Consider the following 14,503-nt stretch of genomic DNA (forward strand, 5'->3'; position numbering starts at 1 on the left):
TACGGTTTTTTGCCGGCAGGGAATCCGGAAAACCTGTTTCCGTAAAAGGGAGGCAGGTTTTTTTGCATAAGGTCCGGACTGCCATCCGGTGTTTTGCCTGAAAAAGGCTCAAGCCAGGTAAAGGGAAAACATCCGTTAACAGACAGATATCTGTTGTTTTTTGGAGACCATTAACTTGCTTGCGTATCGACAGGCTGTAAAATAGGAAGATCAGTGGGTTATCTGGTGATCAGCTTATGTTGACAGCTGGTGCTTTGATCAGATTGATTATCCACCGCAGAGAAGGATTCAGGAAAAACAGGAAAGGCACGTTATGGCAACCAAAAAAGAAGCGTCGGCTGAAGGCGGAGAAGGGAAAAAGAAGGGTAAGGGCAAGCTGATCATTCTCATTGTTCTCGTCCTGTTTATCCTGGGAGGCGCAGGCGGTGGCTGGTACTGGTGGACGCATATCAAGAATGCGGATGCTGAAGCCGCTGAGGATGAGGATGCAGGACCATCCAAGAAGAAAAAGAAGAAAAAGAAGGAAGACGCCGGGCCGGTTTTTGTTTCTCTTGATGCTTTTACGGTCAATCTGCAGGGTGAGGATGGGCAGCTTTTGCAAACGGCAATTACGCTTCAGATGGCGGATGAAGAAGATGCCGCCAAGCTCAAGCAGCATATGCCGCTTATCAGGAGCCGCCTGGTGATGCTGCTTTCCAGCAAGCCGGCAGCAGAAGTGCTGACAGCGGAAGGCAAGGTCAAGCTGGCGCAGGAAATCGCCGAGCAGGTCAAGCAGCCGTTTTTCCAGGGGGATTATCCGATGGAAGTCCAGAGTGTGCTTTTCACCTCGTTTATTGTGCAGTAGTGTGAGTCATTTCTAGTGACAGGATATGCCAACTGAAAATTTTCTTTCGCAGGAAGAAGTCGATGCCCTTTTAAGGGGGGTGCACGGCATTGAAGACGAGCCTGAGGTCGTCGAGGAAGAAGCGGGCGTCCGCTCCTATAATCTCGCTACCCAGGAACGTATTGTCCGTGGCCGCATGCCGACGCTTGAAATCATGAACGAGCGCTTTGCGCGTTTGTTGCGTATCGGCATGTTCAATTTCCTGCGCCGCAATACCGAGGTCTCGGTTGGACCTGTCCGTGTCTCGAAGTACAGTGAATTCATCCGTAACCTGGTCGTGCCGACCAATCTCAACCTGGTGCATATCAAGCCCTTAAGGGGGACTGCACTGGTTGTCATTGAACCCTCACTGGCTTTTCTGATCATTGACAATCTTTTTGGCGGGGATGGCCGTTTTCATCTTCGTGTGGAAGGCCGTGAATTCACGCAGACCGAGCAGCGGGTGATCCAGCGTACCCTGGGGATCATTTTTGAAAACTATGCCAAGTCGTGGGAGCCGATTTACCCCATTGAATTCGAGTTCATCCGTTCCGAGATGAATACCCAGTTTGCCAATATCGCCACACCGAGCGAGGTGGTGGTATCCACGTCTTTCCAGATCGACCTGGGGGATAACGGCGGCGCGATCCATATCTGTACGCCTTACACGATGATCGAGCCGGTGCGTGATGTCCTGACATCCAGCATGCAGGGTGAGGCACTGGAAGTGGACAGGCGCTGGATCAGGCTGTTGAAGCAGCAGATCCAGATAGCGGAAGTTGAGCTGGTTGCTGAATTCGGCACGGCAAAGACTGATGTGCAGGGGCTGATGAATATGCGTGTCGGTGATATCATTCCGCTGAATGTGCCCGAAAAAATAGAAGCCACGGTGGGCGGTGTTCCCATCATGGAATGCACTTATGGCAAAATGAATGGACAATACGCGCTGAAGGTGGAAAGGCTGATCAGTATTTCAGCAGAAGCCTCAGGACCAGTACTAGGAGAGGACAATGCCGGAGACGACGAGTAAACCAGAAGCAGGTGCCGCAGAAGACTGGAATGCCCCTCTCGCGGAAGAAGAAGCTGCCAAAGCGGCGGCAGCAGGAGATGCGGCTACAGAGGCTGAGCAGGACGGTGGGACAGACTGGGGCGCTGCCATGGCTGAACAGGCGGAGGCAGACGAAGATAAAGACGAGGGTGCCGATTGGGGTGCCGCTATGGCTGAGCAGACCGAATCCGCGGCTGCCATGTCTGCGTTGACCAATGGTTCAACAACAGCCCCAGGCAATTTCCAGGATTTCAGTGCGACAACGATGGAGGGAGAGCGTGTTCGCGATATTGATTTTATCCTGGATATTCCGGTCCAGTTGACCGTTGAACTGGGTCGTACCAAGCTGCCGATCAAGAATCTGCTGCAACTGGCACAGGGGTCGGTTGTCGAGCTGGACGGCCTGGCAGGCGAACCGATGGATGTGCTGGTCAATGGCTGCCTGATTGCGCAGGGCGAAGTGGTTGTCGTCAATGACAAATTCGGTATTCGATTGACTGACGTGATTACGCCTGCAGAACGGATCAGAAAGTTAAACCGCTGATGCGCACGTTTTTTACCGCGTTTTTTCTGTTTGCCGTGACCGGTTCGGTTGCCTGGGCGCAGGTTCAGTCAACGGCTAAACCGGCTGCTACGGCCCCGGTTTCCACGACAGGCTACCTGTTGCAGGGCATCTTTGGCCTCCTGGTTGTGCTGGGGCTGATGTGGGGCGCCTGGTGGCTGATCCGTCGTACCGGCTTTAACCGTACCCTCTCAGGCGTCAAGATGAAGGTGGTTGGCGGGCTTTCCATTGGCACCCGTGAGCGGGTCATGGTGGTCGAAATCGGGGATCACTGGCTGATACTGGGGGTGACGCCCAGCCAGATCAACACGTTGGCGACCATGCCAAAGCAGGAGCTGCCGGAAGAAGCGTCTGATGCGAATTCGCCTCCCTTTGCCGCATGGCTCAAAAAAACCATCGAGCGTCAAAAAGATGAAAACAAGGGATAATCAGGTGAAAAGCGGCAAAAAACAGGTTGTGACCCTGTTGGCATTTTCCCTGCTTTCGCTGCCGCTTTTTGCAGCAGCCCAGGGTATTCCGGCTTTTACGGCAACGCCTGCATCCGGTGGTGCTACCCATTACTCCCTTTCCATCCAGACGCTGGTTTTCCTGACCGCGCTGACGTTTATCCCGGCTGCCTTCATGCTGATGACGAGCTTCACCCGGATTATCATTGTCTTATCACTCCTGAGGCAGGCAATCGGTACACAAGGCTCACCGCCAAACCAGGTGATGGTGGCGCTGGCGCTCTTCATGACGTTTTTTGTCATGTCGCCGGTCTTCAACAAGATTTACGATGATGCCTATAAACCGTTTTCTGAAAACCAGATCACGATGGTTGAGGCGTATGAAAAGGGCAAGGTACCGTTAAAGGCTTTTATGCTCAAACAGACCCGCAAGGCCGATCTGGAAATGTTTCTCCAGATGGCGGATATCCCTGCGGTGCAGGATGAGGCGGATCTGCCAATGAGTGTGCTGATCCCGTCTTTTGCGACAAGCGAACTGAAAACAGCTTTCCAGATCGGTTTTGCGATTTTTTTGCCGTTTCTTATTATTGATATGGTGGTAGCGAGTGTGCTGATGTCGATGGGTATGATGATGGTATCCCCGGCGATTGTTGCGTTGCCATTCAAGCTGATGCTCTTTGTGCTGGTGGATGGGTGGCATCTCATCATCGGCTCACTGGCTCAGAGTTTCTACTGACGAGGCGCGTATGACACCTGAAAGTGTAATGACCCTGGGACGCCAGGGTGTGGAAGTCACCCTCATGCTGGCAGCCCCGCTTTTGCTGACAGCACTGGCTATCGGCCTGATTGTCAGTATTTTCCAGGCCGCCACGCAGATCAATGAAATGACCCTGTCTTTCATTCCCAAGATGGTCGGTATCTTTGTCATGCTGGTTATTGCCGGGCCGTGGATGATAACCGTCATGACCAATTTCATGCGGCAGGTGTTTACCGGTATTCCTTTCATGGCAGGTTAGGCCGCATCAGCCTTCATGGTCAGGCAGATGGAAAAAAGGCCGATTTTGCCATGGTGACATTCAACAGCAATGACCTGCTGATCTGGGTCTCGTCCTTTATCTGGCCGCTAACCCGTATTCTCGGCATGATTGCCGCTGCGCCGCTTTTCAGCGCCAGCGGGATTCCTGCACGTATCCGGGTGCTTATCGGCGTTTGCATCGCCCTTATCATCTCTCCTTCGGTTCCGGTCGAGCTGGCTGTTGACCCGATGTCCTATGCGGGTTTTCTGATCCTCATCCAGCAGTTTCTGATTGGTGCGGCCATGGGCCTGGCAATGCGTTTTGCCTTTTCGGCGATGGAGATGGCCGGTGCGGCGGTGGGCATGACGATGGGCCTGGGTTTTGCCACGTTTTATGATCCCCAGACCCGGGGGCAATCTTCTGCCGTCAGCCAGTATTTCGCCTTGCTGGTGCTTACGCTTTATATTGCGGCAAATTTTCACCTGCTGATGATTTCTGTCGTGGTCGACAGCTTTACCACGCTGCCGATTGCTGCCGGTCCGATGGGAAAGGATGGTTTCTGGCTGATCGTCCAGTGGGGGGGGGCGATTTTTTCTTATGGCCTGCAGCTGGCATTGCCGATCCTGGCCGCGCTTCTCGTTACCAATGCCTCGCTTGGTATTCTGACGCGTGCTGCGCCGCAGCTTAATCTTTTCGGTATCGGTTTTCCGGTGACCATTGCCGTGGGCTTTTTCATGATTGCGCTGATGCTCACCTACATGGAGGCGCCGCTTGAAGTCATTTTCACGGAGGTTTTCGGGCTGATCCGCCAGTTGGGGTCTGCGGAGCTTTTTCCACATTAATCAAGACTTTACCCCCTTTTTTTGTAAAATTTATGCCATAATAAGCAGGTTGTTTCCCTGGATGGCTTAACCAGTATTTCAAGGGAAACTGCCGATGTGCCTGGATCAGGTGCAAGCCAATTTTTTTAGTATGAGGCCTATACGATGCAAAAATTTCTGACCGCTTCCCTCGTTGTCGCAGGATTGACTTTCTCCATGTCTTTCAACACTGCCCATGCCAATGACAAGGATGCAGAGCTTGCCACAGCGGGTCATGTCAGCGCGCTTTACCAGTGTGATCTTGGCGACAAGCTCACGGTGTACAAAAATGCCGGTGACAACAGCTATGTCAACCTCCGCTGGCGCAACAAGATGTACCGCATGAACCGCCAGCAAACCTCGACAGGCGCAGAGCGCTTTGAGAACAAACCTGATGGTCTGGTCTTGATCAGCATTCCTTCCAAGAGCATGCTGTTTGATTCCAAGAAAGGTCGCCAGCTTGCCAATGAGTGCCGGAATCCCGAGCAGACCAGAAGGCTCGCTTCCAGCAAATAATCTTCATACCGGTGCCTGTGGCGCTATAATACCGGTCTTGACTAACTCTTGAATGGCTCTTTTTTTAGAGCCATTCTTGTTTGGAGAACGCATGTCCCGCATTACCGAGAGCACCCTCAAGGATTTCCCGATCGGCAAATCCGGCAAGGGGCGTTTTTATTCCGTGCCAGCACTTGGCAAAGCGCTGAATCTTGATCTGTCCCGCCTGCCGGTTTCCATTCGTATTGTGCTGGAATCCGTGCTGCGTAATTGCGATGGCGTCAAAATTACCGAGGACCATGTGAAGCAGCTTGCCGGATGGCGCGCCAATGACGAACGGACCAATGAAATCCCTTTTGTGGTTGCCCGTGTGCTTTTGCAGGATTTTACCGGCATTCCGCTGCTGGTTGATCTGGCAGCCATGCGCAATGTGGCAGTGAAAATGGGCAAGGACCCGAAAAAGATCGAGCCGCTGGTGCCGGTTGACCTGGTGGTTGACCATTCGGTGCAGATTGATTATTTTGCCCGTCCTGATGCGCTTGACCTGAACATGAAGCTGGAGTTTGACCGTAACCATGAGCGCTACCAGTTCATGAAATGGGGCATGCAGGCGTTTGATACCTTTGGTGTGGTGCCGCCGGGCTTTGGTATCGTTCACCAGGTGAACATGGAGTACCTGGCGCGTGGTGTGTATCACCGTGCCGATCCGGAAAAAGGGGAGGTTTACTATCCGGATACCCTGGTGGGTACGGATTCGCATACCACCATGATTAATGGTGTTGGCTCGGTTGGTTGGGGCGTGGGCGGTATTGAGGCTGAAGCCGCTATGCTGGGGCAGCCTGTTTATTTCCTCACGCCGGACGTGATCGGCATGAACCTGACCGGGCAGCTTTCCGAAGGGTGCACGGCAACCGACCTTGTCCTGACCGTTACGGAAATCCTTCGCCGTGAGCGCGTTGTCGGCAAATTTGTTGAATTTTTTGGCGAAGGCGCTGCCTCGCTTTCGGCAACGGACAGGGCAACCATTGCCAACATGGCGCCCGAATATGGCGCAACGATTGGTTTTTTCCCGGTGGATGATGCCACGGTCGCTTATTTCCGCGAGACCGGACGCACTGCCGAAGAAGTCGATGCACTGGAAGGCTACTTCAAGGCGCAGGAAATGTTTGGCATGCCTAAAGCCGGGCAGGTAGACTATACCCGTGTGATTACGCTGGATCTGGGTACCGTTACGGCTTCGCTTTCCGGGCCGAAACGTCCGCAGGACCGTATTGAGCTGGGTAACCTTAAAAAGCAGTTCACCACGCTCTTTTCAAAGCCTGTGAAGGAAGACGGCTTTGGCAAGAAGGCCGAAGACCTTGCCGTGGCATACCAGACGTCCGATGGGTCGACGCTTTCCAATGGGGATGTCCTGATTGCCGCGATCACTTCCTGTACGAATACCAGCAACCCGGCGGTATTGATTGCCGCCGGTCTCCTGGCGAAAAAGGCGGTAAAAGCCGGACTGAAAACGTCACCGACCGTCAAGACGTCCCTGGCGCCCGGATCACGCATTGTGACGGATTATCTGACCAAGGCTGGCCTTTTGCCCTACCTTGAGCAACTGGGCTTTGAGGTAGCGGCGTATGGCTGCACCACCTGTATCGGCAATTCGGGTGACCTGAGCCCGGCGATGAATGAAGCTATTGTGAAAAATGATGTGGTGGCGGCAGCTGTTCTGTCAGGCAACCGCAATTTTGAAGCACGCATTCATCCGAATATCCGCGCCAATTTCCTGGCCTCCCCACCGCTGGTCGTCGCCTATGCGATCGCAGGCAATGTCACGAGGGACCTGATGACCGAGCCGCTGGGCAAAGGCACCGACGGCAGGGCCGTTTATCTCAAGGATATCTGGCCAACGTCGCAGGAAGTGGCGCAGTTCATGCATTTTGCGCTGGATGCCGAGACTTACCGCAACAATTATGCCGATATCAAGGGCGCACCGGGTGAGCTGTGGGAAAAAATCGGCGGTTTTGCCACCGGCGACGTGTATGACTGGCCGGAGTCGACCTATATCGCCGAGCCACCGTACTTTGATAATTTCACCATGGAACCGCAGGCCGGTTCTGTCAATATAACCGGCGCGAGGCCGCTGGCTATCTTTGGCGACATGATTACGACAGACCATATCTCGCCTGCCGGCTCCATCCAGGAGAAAGGGCCGGCCGGGCAATGGTTGCTTGCGCATGGCGTGACACGCTCTGAATTCAACTCTTACGGCGCCCGCCGCGGCAATCATGAAGTGATGATGCGCGGCACGTTTGGTAATGTCCGCATCCGCAACCTGATGATGCCGGCCGATGCCGAAGGCAAGCGCAAGGAGGGGGGCTTTACGGTACACCAGCCGGATGGCAAGGAGATGTCGATCTTTGACGCCGCCATGCGTTACCAAGAGGACAGGGTGCCTGCCATCATTTTTGGCGGCGAGGAGTATGGCGCCGGTTCATCACGCGACTGGGCGGCCAAAGGCTCGCAGCTGTTGGGGGTGAAGGCCGTGATCGTGCGTTCCTTTGAGCGTATCCACCGTTCCAACCTGGTGGGCATGAGTGTCTTGCCGCTCCAGTTCAAGGGCAATGACAGTGCGGAGTCGCTGGGGCTGAAAGGCGATGAGACTTTTGATATCAAGGGCCTGGAAACCATCAGTCCCTTAAAGGATGTGACACTGGTCATTCACCGGGCTGACGGCACGTCGCAGGAGGTACCGCTTTTGCTTCGTATTGATACGCCAATCGAGGTGGATTATTACCACAACGGCGGTATCCTGCCGTATGTGCTGCGCCAGTTGCTGGCAGCATAAAGCCTGTCATTTTTATCCTGCAAATCCCCCTTTACGGGGGATTTTGCTTTTTTCAGGCAAAAAAAGGCCTGCAAGGGGAACCGTATGCAGGCCGTGGCAAATTGCGCATCGTCATAAGACGAAGCATTAACTATACAAAGAACCGGGGGCAGGGTAGGGCGGACTGCTCCTTTACTGCCGACCGTGTGTGGGGCGAATGCCACCTGCCGTTTGTATGGTTTGTCCGGTATATCGTCCCTGCAGCGCCAGGGTTAGTCTTTCACGATCATGACCATGAATTCATGGTTGCATGAAAATTATTTAAAGTCAATGGATTAGGCTGAGCCTGGAGCGCATGAAAATCAGCGTTGCGGGGCTGTTTCAGCTAACAGGAGCAAGCTGGCGTTTGCGCTGGCGAGCACATGCCGACATCAGAATTTATGGAACATGCCAAGCTGGAAGGTAGTAACATTCTCATTGTCCAGGCCGGTGCCCCGGTAATAGGCAGCCATGCTGCCGCTGCCAAAGTCGATGTAGGAAACCCGGGTATAGACCTGGGTGCGCTTGGAGAGGTTGTAGGTATAGCCAAGCCCATATTTGCGGGCGGAGTCATCGCTCAGGGATGCGCTGGTGCCGGCCACATCAGCATCTTTTAGCCTGACATAGTTGAAAAACGCATCCACCGTGCCCTGGCCGACAGTCCATTTGAGACCAGCAATCCAGGAGTCCTGGCGGGAGGTGATGCCTTCTGTACCGCCGTATTGCGCTGCCAGCGCATGGTTGCTGTAGCCGCCGTTTTTCCAGCCCTTGTCACGGGTGCGCTCATAGCCCAGCGAGAAGCGGACCGGGCCGAAGGCATAGGCGCCGCCCAGGTTCCACATGTAAGAGTCATTGGAGTCTGCCCGGCGGCTCCAGCTGCCTAAAAGGAAAAGCGGGCCGCGGTCATATCTTAAGGAGGCGGCATAGCCGTCATTGTCCGCACCGGCTTTTGAGGCGGAGCCGGGTTCGGCATGATGGCCGTCTTCACCGAGCGAGTAGGAGGCCCGCAGGTACAGCCCGTTCCAGACAGGGCTGTCGTAGCGCACCGTGTTGCCGATACGCACCGAGCGCTGTGAGCTTCTCAGCATACTGGCCGCGCCATCCTGGTTCAAGGGGTCCAGTACCCGGAAAGTTTCGGTGGGTACCTCATTCATGCGTCCGAAACGCAGGCTGCCCCAGTGGCCTGCCAGCCCCATGTTGGAGGCACCTTCCCATTCCACCCCTTCGCTGCTTTCCAGCTCACCGTTTTGCAGGGTAAAGCGGGTCTGGATGTCAAAGGTTGCCTTGTTGCCGCCGCCGAGGTCTTCTGTGCCCTTGATGCCAAAGGCGTTGCTGTCATTTTCATCCATTCGCCAGTCTTTTCCGGTTTCTCCGACATAGCCGATGTCGACCCAGCCATACACCGTGACGGCTGTCTGTGCATGGGTGATTTGGGGAAGCAGGCCGGCAAAGATCGCCAGGATGGAAAACGGGATGATGGTTTTTTTCATGATTTTCTGTCTCGACATACCAGGTAAAGGTGTGCCTGTGCACGTTGATGGTATCAACGTAAGGCAAACCCTGCGGATGGGTTTGATGTGGCGCAAAAAGGGTGTATGTGGGAGGAAAAATGGCACCTGCTGTTGTATTTCAGCGACAATAAAGTCCTTATTTTACAAGTCATCAGTCAGGCAGGGAAGATGGTGCGACGCAAGGATATCCTGCGTGATTGCCAAAAGCGGATGATTGGGACGGCTGCTAAAATAGGAAAGGATCAGGATATAGGGTGTGCCGGCAGGCAGGGTGCCGCCGGGACTGGCCGTATGCAGGCTGAAAGCAGCCCTCTCGGGCCATTTCCTGTCTTCCAGGTTGATCAGGGCAAAGCTGGATTCTTCCCCTATCGGTATGATTTCGCTTTTTTTCAGCTCATCAATTTCATTGTATTGCCGGTAGGCCTTCGGAGGTGGCCGCCCTGATTTCTTCCAGTGTCTGTTCCCATTTTTTTTGCAGCATGGGCAGGATGTTCGCCGGATCATCCATCTGGCTGTAGAGTGAAAATTCGTATCCCATTGTTACCTCTTGTCTGTGATTGATTTACAGGGCGTGTTAACACGCTCTGGTTATTTCAGGCGCCCTGGTACTGGGTATTGCCACGCGGACGGCCATGCACCTGGTCGTCATAGTCGGGCAGGGTGCCGTTATTGCCATTGTTCAGGTCCAGGCGCTCTTCAATCTCGAGAGTGGCGCGATAGCCGGAACCCAGGTCTTCCGAGCCGCGAAAGCCGATCCGGCTGGAGTAATTGTGGCCCATGCGGGTATCGCTGCCCTCTACCTTGATATAGCCGGTATCAATAATGCCGTATATCGTCAGGTTTGTCTGTGCGTGGGCAAGGCCGGCTGTTGCGCCAAGAAGCGCCGCCCGAATAGTATTTTTTTCATGTCTGTTCTGCTCAACCTTTAAAAGCGTTTTTTGTTTGCTGTTTACAATAGGCAGCCCTTTCTGCCAATCAACTTATATTGCATTGGGGCAATTTCATCCAATTTGGCAGGGGTGGTCTTCCTTTTTTTCCGGATATGTCTGAAAAAGGGGGAATTACGCTTGAAAGTATTGTTTTTATGCAATATCTGCCTGTTTTTTCAGCATAAAAAAGGGCGCACTGGATAACGGCACGCCCTGTACAAAGGATTTTCAACATACCTCATAAAGACTGGCTTTATTTGGCAGCTTCCAGCATACGGCAGTGATATGACAGGCCGATGACAAATCCGGCGATTTCTTCCTGATGAAAAAAAACAACACTTTTTTCCGTTTTTACCGTCATCATCCGCTCCTTTTCCGGTTTGTCACAGGGTTGTCATAAATCCCCATCAAGATAGATTTGTCCGGATAGCGTAACCGGCTTCCGGCAATATCAACATGCCACAGAGGGCAAAACAAGGAGAAACGCTTATGAAAAGAAAGTTAATTGCACTGGCCGTGCTGGCAGCCTGCTCCGGCGGCGCGCTTGCACAGTCCAATGTCACGATTTACGGTGTTGTGGATACCGGTTATGTCAAGCAGACTGGCCGTGATGTCTACATGGGAACCAACCAGGATAACAAAATCGGGTTTCGGGGTTCGGAAGACCTGGGTGGCGGGCTGAAAGCCATCTTTCAACTGGAGCGCCGTTTTGATCTTAATGACGGCAGTATCGGTAACTCGAGCATTCCGGCTGGCCGCGGTGCCAAGGGTGATACCGGGGTTGACTGGGACGGCGCTGCCAATATGGGCCTGGAAAGCAGCACATGGGGCAAGATCCGCTTTGGCCGCGTCAATGAACTGAGCACGGAAACGATCCGCCGCTTTGATCCCTTCTACCAGTATGGTGTCGGCGCCATGATCTACAGCTCGCAGCGTTCTGCCCGTGTGAGCAATACGGCACGGTACGACAGCCCGACATGGAGTGGCTTCAAATTTGGCCTGCTTTATACGCTTGGCGAAAATACCAAGGGCAATCCGACAGCGGGTGCAGTTGGTGCGGATAAAGACAATGATGGCTACGGCATTAATCTCAGCTATGACAACGGGCCTTTCCAGGGAACGGCCAACTGGAGCCGCACATCGGATTCGGATGATTCTTCGGTATGGAACATTGGTCTGGGCTACAAATTCGGTCCGGCCCGCGTCACGCTGCTGTATGAGGATACCGACAACAAGGGGTACCGGAACAACGGCAGTATCAACTATAAGAATACAACCAATCCGGGTACGGATGAGCAGGTCTGGATGCTTGGCCTGGAATGGGATATCGGTCCCGGTCAACTGGATGCGTCTGTCCAGTATGCCCGGTTGAAAGACGTCAAAAACCGCAGCACGGGTGCAACCATGGCCGGCTTTGACGGGGGCAGCAGGGATACGTACAAGTATGCCCTGGGTTATACCTACAATCTCTCCAAACGCACCTCGGTCTATGGTCAGGTTTCCTATACGGATTTTGATGACAAGGCCACCGGCAATTACTACAGCGGTCTTGAACGCGACAGTATCGCCGCCGTGCAGGTGGGCATGACGCACAAGTTCTGATACCGGCGTCGCGGGATGCATATTGTTCCCGGGGGGGTAATGGCTTCTCCGGGAAAAACGCAAACGATTAACGTTTGGCGTGTTTTATCTCATTATGCCGGAAACACGAAACCAGGTGGTCGTTGACCATCCCGATTGCCTGCATGAAGGCATACATGGTGGTCGGGCCGACAAAGGTGAATCCCCGTTTTTTCAGGTCTTTCGAAAGGGTGGCGGCAAGCGGTGAATGCGGGGGCACCTGGCTGGTGTCTGTCCAGCTATTGTTGATAGGGGTGCCATCGACAAATCCCCACACATACTGCACAAAGCTGCCGTGCGCCGCCGCCGTTTCCATGAAGGCACGGGCATTGCTGATGGTTGATTCGATCTTTTTCCTGTGGCGGATAATGGCGGGGTTGCCGACCAGTTGATCGACATCAGCTGCGGTAAAGGCGGCAACCGCTTCAGGAGAAAAGCCGGCAAACGCCTTGCGGTAGCCTTCCCGCTTTTTCAGAACCGTCTGCCAGGAAAGTCCGGCCTGCGCGCCTTCCAGCGTGAGCAGCTCAAAAAGGGTATGCTCATCATGAAGCGGCACCCCCCATTCGGTGTCGTGGTAATGCGTTTCTTCCGGGGACCCAAGCGCCCAGGGGCAGCGGGTTTTCATGGCAGGATCGTTCATGCGTAAGGATCGGCAATCGAAAAGCGCGAGAGGATGGCGGTTTCCAGTACTTCCATTTTTTCGGCGTCGGCATCCGTTTCGTGGTCATGCCCCTGTGCATGCAAAACACCGTGGATAATGAGATGCGCCAGATGGGCCGCCGGTGTTTTTTTCTGTTCTTTCGCTTCCTTCAGGATGACATCCGTGCAAAGGATGATATCCGCTTCGGCAGCGGCACTTTCATCCTCCCCGTACGGCGGCGCGTCATAAGTAAAGGTGAGCACATTGGTCGCATAATCCTTGTGGCGGAAATCCCGGTTGATCGCCTGTCCTTCCGCCTCATCAACAAAACGGATGGTCAGCATGGCCGGTTGCCTGATGGCTGCTTTCACCCAGCGGCGGATCTGCTGGCGGGAAGCGATATCCTTTGCCCGCAGGTCGGCGTACTGGACGGACAGCGAAAGGGGAATGGGAGATTTCATTTCTGTTTCGTTTTTCTGGCGGCGGTTTTTTTCGGTGCGGGCGCGGGTACTTCCGCTTCCTGTGCCGGGGAGGCCGCGTCTGCTTTTTTCAGGGTATTGCCGCGCTTGAAGGCTTCCATCTTTTCATAGGCTTCCACAATCCGGGCCACCAGCGGGTGGCGCACGATATCGACACTGGTAAAGTGGGTCACGCCAATGCCGCGGACATCCTTGAGGATATGCAGGCTGTCGATCAGCCCGCTTTTCTGGTGGTTCGGCAGGTCGATCTGCGTGATGTCGCCGGTGATCACCGCCTTGCTGCCAAAGCCGATACGCGTCAAGAACATTTTCATCTGCTCAGGCGTCGTATTTTGCGCCTCATCGAGGATGACAAAGGCATTGTTGAGCGTGCGCCCGCGCATATAGGCCAGCGGGGCGATCTCAATCACCTGCTTTTCAAAAAGGCGCTGCGTGCGTTCAAAGCCCATCAGGTCATACAGCGCATCGTACAGCGGGCGCAGGTAGGGATCGACCTTTTGTGCCAGGTCGCCCGGCAAAAAGCCGAGCCGTTCGCCTGCTTCCACCGCCGGGCGGGTGAGGATGACCCGCTGTACGCTTTCCCGTTCCAGCGCATCCACTGCACAGGCCACTGCCAGGTAGGTCTTGCCCGTACCGGCCGGGCCGATACCGAAGGTGATATCGTGTTCCAGGATCGTCTTGAGGTATTCCACCTGCATGGGGGTGCGCCCGCGCAAATCGCTCCGTCGGGTCTTGAGCACCGGGCTTGATACCTCGGCGTCGGCAATGATGCCCACCGGCATGCCCTGCGCGAGATTGGTCTGAACCGCCCGCACCTCCACCAGCGCAAGCTGGATATCGTCTATCGATACCGGGACATTGGACATGGCGTAAAACTGTTCCAGCAGGTGCAGCGCCTTCAAGGCTTCTTTTCCGGTCAGGATGAATTTGCCCCCGCGGCGGTTGACCTCGATATCCAGGGCGGATTCGATCTGGCGGATGTTTTCATCCATCGGGCCGCACAGATTGGCCAGCCGGGAATTGTCCTGCGGCTCCGGGGAAAAGTAGAGTACATTCGGCTCTTTTTTCACATTGCCGGATTTCCTGGGTTTGCTTTGGGGCCGGGTATTTTTCACGGTACGCTCCACGATGGTTGCAGTTAAGACGGATCAGCCTGGATTTCAGCCTAGTTTATATGGATG

At 54.3% G+C, this 14,503-nt stretch carries 16 protein-coding genes; 10 read left to right on the forward strand and 6 right to left on the reverse strand.

The window, feature by feature from the left end; all coding sequences use genetic code 11:
* Window positions 1–313 precede the first annotated feature (313 nt).
* From fliL to acnA, 9 genes are all read left to right on the forward strand, one after another.
* Window positions 314–844 (forward strand): flagellar basal body-associated protein FliL, encoded by a 531-nt coding sequence (gene fliL / locus NB640_RS10010; RefSeq protein ID WP_269308565.1) that lies wholly within the window; start codon window positions 314–316, stop codon window positions 842–844.
* Between the two features lie 25 nt (window positions 845–869).
* A complete protein-coding gene (fliM, locus tag NB640_RS10015) occupies window positions 870–1,892 on the forward strand; it encodes a flagellar motor switch protein FliM (RefSeq protein WP_269308566.1) in 1,023 nt (340 codons plus the stop codon).
* Window positions 1,873–2,454 carry a flagellar motor switch protein FliN gene (gene fliN, locus NB640_RS10020; RefSeq protein WP_408637925.1) on the forward strand — a complete coding sequence of 194 codons (582 nt, stop codon included), beginning with the start codon at window positions 1,873–1,875 and terminating at the stop codon, window positions 2,452–2,454. The genes fliM and fliN overlap by 20 nt, the downstream gene beginning before the upstream one ends.
* Entirely contained in the window at window positions 2,454–2,900 is a 447-nt protein-coding gene (gene fliO, locus NB640_RS10025; protein WP_269308567.1) for a flagellar biosynthetic protein FliO, read from the forward strand. The genes fliN and fliO overlap by 1 nt, the downstream gene beginning before the upstream one ends.
* The gene (gene fliP / locus NB640_RS10030) at window positions 2,884–3,654 is read left to right on the forward strand and encodes a flagellar type III secretion system pore protein FliP (protein WP_408637926.1); all 771 of its coding nucleotides are present in this window, start codon (window positions 2,884–2,886) and stop codon (window positions 3,652–3,654) included. Before fliO ends, fliP begins: the two co-directional genes overlap by 17 nt.
* Window positions 3,655–3,664: 10 nt before the next feature.
* Window positions 3,665–3,934 carry a flagellar biosynthesis protein FliQ gene (gene fliQ, locus NB640_RS10035; protein ID WP_269308568.1) on the forward strand — a complete coding sequence of 90 codons (270 nt, stop codon included), beginning with the start codon at window positions 3,665–3,667 and terminating at the stop codon, window positions 3,932–3,934.
* Window positions 3,865–4,776, forward strand: a complete 912-nt coding sequence (fliR, locus tag NB640_RS10040; RefSeq protein ID WP_269308569.1) for a flagellar biosynthetic protein FliR — start codon at window positions 3,865–3,867, stop codon at window positions 4,774–4,776. Before fliQ ends, fliR begins: the two co-directional genes overlap by 70 nt.
* 144 nt (window positions 4,777–4,920) lie before the next feature.
* Window positions 4,921–5,310: a hypothetical protein gene (locus NB640_RS10045; RefSeq protein WP_269308570.1), complete on the forward strand. Its 390-nt coding sequence runs from the start codon at window positions 4,921–4,923 to the stop codon at window positions 5,308–5,310.
* Window positions 5,311–5,401: 91 nt separating this feature from the next.
* On the forward strand, window positions 5,402–8,125 hold the full coding sequence (gene acnA, locus NB640_RS10050) for an aconitate hydratase AcnA (RefSeq protein WP_269308571.1): 2,724 nt from the start codon (window positions 5,402–5,404) through the stop codon (window positions 8,123–8,125).
* Between the two features lie 410 nt (window positions 8,126–8,535).
* On the opposite strand, the gene NB640_RS10055 is transcribed toward acnA, so the two are convergent.
* From NB640_RS10055 to NB640_RS12950, 3 genes are all read right to left on the reverse strand, one after another.
* Window positions 8,536–9,633 carry a porin gene (locus NB640_RS10055; RefSeq protein ID WP_269308572.1) on the reverse strand — a complete coding sequence of 366 codons (1,098 nt, stop codon included), beginning with the start codon at window positions 9,631–9,633 and terminating at the stop codon, window positions 8,536–8,538.
* A gap of 162 nt (window positions 9,634–9,795) precedes the next feature.
* Window positions 9,796–10,158, reverse strand: a complete 363-nt coding sequence (locus tag NB640_RS10060) for a hypothetical protein (RefSeq protein ID WP_269308573.1) — start codon at window positions 10,156–10,158, stop codon at window positions 9,796–9,798.
* Between the two features lie 89 nt (window positions 10,159–10,247).
* Window positions 10,248–10,616 (reverse strand): porin, encoded by a 369-nt coding sequence (locus NB640_RS12950; RefSeq protein ID WP_332880243.1) that lies wholly within the window; start codon window positions 10,614–10,616, stop codon window positions 10,248–10,250.
* 456 nt (window positions 10,617–11,072) lie between these two features.
* Between NB640_RS12950 and NB640_RS10070 the strand changes: the two genes are divergently transcribed.
* Window positions 11,073–12,185 (forward strand): porin, encoded by a 1,113-nt coding sequence (locus NB640_RS10070; protein WP_269308574.1) that lies wholly within the window; start codon window positions 11,073–11,075, stop codon window positions 12,183–12,185.
* 67 nt (window positions 12,186–12,252) lie between these two features.
* Here NB640_RS10070 and NB640_RS10075 read toward each other — a convergent pair whose 3' ends face one another.
* The 3 genes from NB640_RS10075 to NB640_RS10085 are packed head-to-tail and all read right to left on the reverse strand — an operon-like array spanning window position 12,253 to window position 14,392.
* Entirely contained in the window at window positions 12,253–12,828 is a 576-nt protein-coding gene (locus tag NB640_RS10075) for a DNA-3-methyladenine glycosylase I (RefSeq protein WP_408637960.1), read from the reverse strand.
* An 11-nt stretch (window positions 12,829–12,839) separates the two neighbouring features.
* Complete coding sequence (gene ybeY / locus NB640_RS10080; protein ID WP_269308576.1) at window positions 12,840–13,304, reverse strand: rRNA maturation RNase YbeY; 465 nt, start codon at window positions 13,302–13,304, stop codon at window positions 12,840–12,842.
* Entirely contained in the window at window positions 13,301–14,392 is a 1,092-nt protein-coding gene (locus NB640_RS10085; RefSeq protein WP_269310447.1) for a PhoH family protein, read from the reverse strand. The genes ybeY and NB640_RS10085 overlap by 4 nt, the downstream gene beginning before the upstream one ends.
* Between the last annotated feature and the right edge of the window lie 111 nt (window positions 14,393–14,503).

The sequence above is a fragment of the Oxalobacter vibrioformis genome, assembly GCF_027118995.1.
In the GTDB taxonomy this organism is placed as follows: Bacteria; Pseudomonadota; Gammaproteobacteria; order Burkholderiales; family Burkholderiaceae_D; genus Oxalobacter; species Oxalobacter vibrioformis.